Source organism: Methylobacterium sp. CCH5-D2 (assembly GCF_001556475.1).
GTDB lineage: Bacteria > Pseudomonadota > Alphaproteobacteria > Rhizobiales > Beijerinckiaceae > Methylobacterium > Methylobacterium hispanicum.
This window is the reverse complement of the sequence record NZ_LSIX01000717.1, coordinates 1-5728: the sequence shown is the minus strand read 5'-3', so window position 1 is coordinate 5728 and position 5728 is coordinate 1. Positions and strand designations below refer to the sequence as shown.

General features: G+C 73.5%; 5 protein-coding genes. 2 read left to right on the top strand and 3 right to left on the bottom strand.

Going from position 1 to position 5728, the window contains the following annotated elements; translation table 11 throughout:
- From AX737_RS18905 to otsB, 3 genes are all read right to left on the bottom strand, one after another.
- The coding region (locus AX737_RS18905; RefSeq protein WP_245293476.1) for an amidase family protein at positions 1-517 on the bottom strand (517 nt) is incomplete at its 3' end.
- A 4-nt stretch (positions 518-521) separates the two neighbouring features.
- A complete protein-coding gene (locus AX737_RS18900; protein ID WP_066924117.1) occupies positions 522-1544 on the bottom strand; it encodes a glucokinase in 1023 nt (340 codons plus the stop codon).
- A 284-nt stretch (positions 1545-1828) separates the two neighbouring features.
- Positions 1829-2572 carry a trehalose-phosphatase gene (gene otsB / locus AX737_RS18895; protein ID WP_066924115.1) on the bottom strand — a complete coding sequence of 248 codons (744 nt, stop codon included), beginning with the start codon at positions 2570-2572 and terminating at the stop codon, positions 1829-1831.
- Between the two features lie 165 nt (positions 2573-2737).
- Between otsB and AX737_RS18890 the strand changes: the two genes are divergently transcribed.
- Both AX737_RS18890 and AX737_RS18885 read left to right on the top strand, forming a co-directional pair.
- Complete coding sequence (locus tag AX737_RS18890; protein WP_066924113.1) at positions 2738-3955, top strand: serine hydrolase domain-containing protein; 1218 nt, start codon at positions 2738-2740, stop codon at positions 3953-3955.
- A 68-nt stretch (positions 3956-4023) separates the two neighbouring features.
- On the top strand, positions 4024-5728 hold a 1705-nt coding region (locus tag AX737_RS18885; RefSeq protein ID WP_210173138.1), incomplete at its 3' end, for a PAS domain S-box protein.

Here is a 5728-nt window from a genome sequence, read left to right as displayed (position 1 = left end):
CAGGCAGGAGCCGCAGCGCCACCGCCACGGCGGCGCCGCCGCTCGATCCGCCGCCGCTGAGCGCGGGATCGTAGGCGTTGCCGGTCGCGCCGTGGACCGGGTTGAAGCTGTGCGAGCCGAGGCCGAATTCCGGCACGTTGGTCTTGCCGACGAAGATCGCCCCGGCCGCGCGCAGCCGCGCGACCATGATCGAGTCGGTCTCGGCCACGCGGTCGCGGAAGATCGGCGAGCCCTGCGTGAAGGGCAGGCCGCGGACCGGGTCGAGGTCCTTCACCGCCAGCGGAAAGCCGTGCAGCGGGCCCGCAGGCTCGCCGCGGGCGAGCTGCGCGTCGCGGGCCTCGGCCTGCCGCAGGAGCCCGGCGCGGTCCTGGAGCCCGACGATCGCGTTGACGCGCGGGTTCAGGCGCTCGATCCGGTCGAGATAGGCCCGCATCACCTCCGCGCAGGAGACCTGGCCGGACCCGATCGCCGCCGCCAGCGCGACGGCGCCGAGATCCGTGATCGCGTCGGACGCCACGGCCTCAGCCCTGCCGCCACTCGGAGGCGTGGTAGACGAAGCGCTCGCCCTCGCTCGCCAGCGCCGCGAGCCCGGTGAGGGCCGGGTCCTGCACGGTGATGACGCTCGTCGGGATCTCGCGCATCATCGCCGCGAAGGGGGCCTTGTCCTCGAAGGCGGGGCGGAAGTCGCCCTCCTGCAGCACCCGCACGATCCGCGGCGCGATGCCGCCGCCGATATAGACGCCGCCGGTCGCCAGGAAGGTGAGCGCGAGGTTGCCGCAGACCCGGCCGAGGATGCGCCCGAACAGGGCGAGCGCCTCGGCCGCGTGCGGGTCGGAAGCCGCGAGCCCGGCCTCGGTGACGGCGGCCGGGTCGATCCGCTCGGCGGGCGCCCCGGTGCGGACGTGCCTCACGGCCGCGTGCAGCCGCGCGAGGCCGGGCCCGGACAGCACCGTCTCGACGGTGATGCGGCCCTCGGCGCGCTCCAGCACGTGCCAGATCGCCTCCTCGTCGGGCGTCATCGGCCCGAGATCGGTGTGGCCCGCCTCCGTGGAGACGATGGCGAGGTGGTCGCCGTAGGGCACGAGCGCGGCGGCGCCGAAGCCGGTGCCGGGGCCGAGCACCACGCGGGCGCCCGCGGGCGCCTCCACGGGGCGGTCCTTGCACGGGCCGATCGGCGTGAGGTCGGTCGGCGCGATGTCGGCCGCGCCCGCCGCCACCGGCACGTAGTCGTTGACGACGACCGCGCGCGAGAGCCCGAAATCCGGCCCGATCCGGGCCGGCGCCACGAGCCAGGGCGCGTTGGTGAGCTGGATCTCCGGTCCGTCCACCCGGCCAGCGATGGCGAGGATCGCCGAGCGCGGCCCTCGCCCGCCCGCCGCCTCCGCCCCCTTGGCGAGGGCCGCGCGGATCGCGCTCGTGGGGTCGGGATGGCCGTGGGTGGGCTCGTGCGAGAGCATCCGGGGCTCCGCACCCGTCTCCGGCACCAGCGCGAAACGCGCGTTGGTGCCGCCGATATCGCCGACGAGGACCGGGAACTCGAACATGCGGACCGCTCTCCTCTAGCCCCGGACGGCGGGGGGGGCAGTGACCACCGATGCTGGGGGATCCCGGCGGCTGAAACCCTGCCCTTTCCCGGACACCTGGAACGAAGTGGAAGGTGATCCGGGATCCAGCACAGGAAGGGCCGCGCAACGGCTCGACCTCCAGCAACGGTGCAGCATTCGGACGCTTCGCGCCTTCATGGGCTGGGTCCCGGATCACCCTCCGCTGACGCTCCGGGCGTCCGGGAAAGCGGAGGTGATGTTGGAACCGCATCTCCGGTTTCCATTCAGGCCCCCGGAAGGACGTCCGGGTCGAGGGGCGCGCCGTCCGCCCAGGCGGTGAGAAGCTGGCGCACGGCGGCCGGATCGGCGAGCCGCCGGGTCGCGATCGTGTCGCTCTCGCCGACCCGCACCGAGACGCCGCCGTCCTCGTTGACGGACGCGAAGGCGATCTCGTCCGTGCGGTCGTCGCCGAGGAAGACCGCGCGCCGGCCCGCGTAGGGGGCGGCCTCCATGAAGGCCCGGATGGCGTGGCCCTTCGTGGCGCTCGCGGGCACGATCTCGCCGACGGCCTTGCCGAGCTGCAGCCGGTACGCGGCGCCGAGCGCGGCAGCCGCCGTCTTGACGATCGCCTCGGCGCGGGCGGCATCGTCCGGCGCGGCGAGGCGCCAGTGCACCGCGACCGAGGCGCCCTTGTCCTCGATCAGCACCGCGTCGAGGTCGGCGAGCCGGGCCTGCAGGCGCTGCACCTCGGCGCGTAGGTCCGGATGGTCCTCGGCCCGCCCGCCGCTCAGCACGCCGTCGGTGCGGCGCTCGACCCCGTGCAGGCCGGCGACGTCGAAGCGGCCGGGCTTCAGGAAATCGTCGATGACGCCGACCGGGCGCCCGGTGACGATGGCGAGCGCGCCGCCGAGCCGCTCGCGCAGGCGTTCCAGGGTGCGCACGAGATCCGGATCGACCTGCACCGCGTCCGGCCGCGGCGCGATCTCGACGAGGGTGCCGTCGAAATCGAGGAACAGGGCAAGGCTCACGCGCGGGCTCCGGCCAGGCAAGGATCGCGTCCGAGCTAGCACGGTGCCCCGCGGCGCCGCAAACGCCGGACCCTGGACCATGGACCCCGGGCCGCGCAGGGCTCGCCAGGCAGGCCCGCCCCGCTATACCTCGCGCATCATCAGCCCGTTGCGCGAGGTGTGGCGATGCAGGTTTCGGCGGACCCGAAGGATCTCGGCCTCTGTCCTGAGCGGCTCGAGCGCGTGGACGGCTGGATGCGCCGGCTGGTCGATGACGGGCGTCTCGCCGGCCTCTCGGTCTCGGTGATGCGGCGCGGGCAACTCGCTTTCGCGCGGGCCCATGGCCTTGCCGACCTGAAGCGGGGCACGCCCTTCCGTCTCGACACGGTCGCGCGCATCTACTCGATGACGAAGCCGCTCACCTCGGTGGCGGTGATGCAGCTCTACGAGGAGGGCTGCTTCCAGCTCGACGACCCGGTGGCGCGTTTCCTGCCGGAATTCTCCGCCATGCGCGTCGCGACCGGCGGCAACCGGGCCAAGCTCGAGACCGAGCCGGCGTGCCGCATGATCACGATCCGCGACCTCCTCACCCACACGGCCGGCCTCACCTACGGCTTCATGGAGGCGACGCTGGTGGACGCGCTCTACCGGGAGCAGGGCGCGGACTACCTGCGCACCGACGCCACCCTCGCCGAGGTGACCCGGATCGTCGCCGGCCTGCCGCTCCTCGCCCATCCGGGCGCGGCCTGGAACTACAGCGTCGCCACGGACGTGCTCGGGCGCCTCGTCGAGGTGGTGTCGGGGCGGGACTTCGCCAACTACCTCCGCGAGCGGGTGATCCGCCCGCTCGGCCTGCACGACACCGACTTCCACGTCCGGCCGGAGAACCGCGACCGCTTCGCGGCCTGCTACGTCTACGACCGGGAGCGCCGGCTCACCCAGTACGACGACGCGCGCGAGACCGTGTTCGCCGAGCCGCCCGCCATCGCGTCCGGCGGCGGCGGCCTCGTCTCGACGGCCTCCGACTACCTGCGCTTCTGCCGCCTCGTCCTGAACGGGGGCGTGCTCGACGGGGTGCGGCTCCTCGGGCGCAAGACCGTGGCGCTGATGACGACGAACCACCTGCGGGGCGATCTGGCCGCCATGGGCACGCCGCGCTTCGCCGAGACCTCCTACGACGGGATCGGCTTCGGCCTCGGCTTCTCGGTGATGCTCGATCCCGCCCGCGCCCAGATCCTGGGGAGCCCCGGCGAGTGCGCCTGGGGCGGGCTCGCCTCGACGGCCTTCTGGATCGACCCGTCCGAGGACATGGCGGTGGTGCTCCTGACGCAGCTCATCCCCTCCTCGGCCCTGCCGATCCGCAAGGAGCTCAGGGTGATGACCTACGCGGCGCTGGTCGATTAAGGGTGGAACAGCGCCCGCGGCGGGGCGTTCAGGGCGAGGCCCCCGGCGCGGCAGGAGACGATTTGACGGTGGAAGGCGGGGCGACGGTGCGGGCCGGGGGGGCGGCGCACGAGGGCGAGGCGCTGTGGCGCGGCCTGTTCGAGCGGCTGCACGAGGGATTGCTGATCGGCGAGGTGGTGCGCGACGCGGGCGGCGCCGTGATCGACTGGCGCTACCTCGACGTGAACCCGGCCTGGGAGCGCCTCGTCGGGATCCCGCGCGAGCGGGCCGTGGGCCGCACGCTCCGCGAGCTGATCCCGGGCATCGAGGATGTCTGGATCGCCGACGTCGCCCGCGCGGTGACGGAGGGCGAGACCGTCGCCTTCTCGCGGCGCGTGGACCTGTTCGACCGCTGGTACGAGGGTCACGCCAGCCCGCTCGGAGGCGATCGCTTCGCCGTGCTGTTTCTCGAATCCACCGCGCGACGCGCCGCCGAGGAGCGGCTGCGCGAGGGCGAGGCGCGCCTGCGCATGGCGGCCGACGCCGCCGAGATCGGCCTGTGGGACCTCGACTGCGGGAGCGGGCGTCTGTTCTGGGACGCACGTGTGCGGGCGATGTTCGGGGTCGGCGACAATCGGCCGATCGTCCGGGCCGATTTCGAGGCCGCCCTGCATCCGGACGACCGGGCGGCGACGCAGAAGGCGCTCGAGGCCGCGCTCGATCCGGCGCGGCGCGCCCTCTACGATGTCGAGTACCGGACGCTCGGCCTCGACGACGGCGTCGTCCGCTGGGTCGCCGCGAAGGGGCGCGGCCAGTTCGACGAGGGGGGGCGCTGCCTGCGCTTCACCGGCACCGCCATCGACGTCGGCGCACGCAAGGTCGCCGAGACACGCCTTGCGGAGAGCGAGGCGCGCTTCCGCAACATGGCCGACCACGCCCCGGTGATGATGTGGGTGACGGACCCGAGCGGGACGTGCACCTACCTCAACCGGAGCTGGTACGCCTATACGGGCCAGAGCGAGGCGGAGGGGCTGGGCCTCGGCTGGCTCGATGCGGTGCATCCGGACGACCGCGGCTGGTCGGGCGAGACGTTCCTGGCCGCCAACGCCCGGCAGGCGCCGTTCCGCCTGGAATACCGTCTTCGTGGGGCGGACGGGCGCTACCGCTGGTTCATCGACGCGGCCGAGCCGCGGATGGCCGAGGACGGCGGCTTCCTCGGCTATATCGGCTCGGTCGCCGACATCCATGACCGCAAGATCGCCGAGCAGCGCCTGGTCGAGGCGACGCGCCGGCTCGACGCCATCCTCAACAACACCACCCAGGCGATCTTCCTGATGGATGAGCGCCAGCACTGCGCCTACATGAACCGCGCGGCCGAGGCCCTCACGGGCTACGCCCTCGCAGAGACCGCGGGCCGCGCGCTCCACGACGTGGTGCACCACACCCGCCCCGACGGCTCGCCCTACCCGCTCTGCGAGTGCCCGATCGACCAGGCCTTCCCGGAGAACAACCAAGAGCAGGGCGAGGAGGTCTTCGTCCACCGCGACGGCTCGTTCTACCCCGTCGCCTTCACGGCGAGCCCGATCCGCGACGAGGCGGGCCGTCCCATCGGCACGGTGATCGAGGCGCGCAACATCGAGGCGGAGCTGCGCGCGAAGGCGGCGCTGGAAGCCTTCAACGCGACGCTGGAGCGGCGGGTCGCCGAGGAGGTCGCCGCCCGCGAGAGCGCCGAGGCGGCCCTGCGCCAGTCGCAGAAGATGGAGGCGGTGGGCCAGCTCACCGGCGGCCTCGCGC

Excerpts from the sequence above, each read along its gene's own strand:
- AX737_RS18890 (WP_066924113.1), top strand. The coding sequence starts at position 2,738 with ATGCAGGTTTCGGCGGACCCGAAGGATCTCGGCCTCTGTCCTGAGCGG.
- AX737_RS18900 (WP_066924117.1), bottom strand. The coding sequence starts at position 1,544 with ATGTTCGAGTTCCCGGTCCTCGTCGGCGATATCGGCGGCACCAACGCG.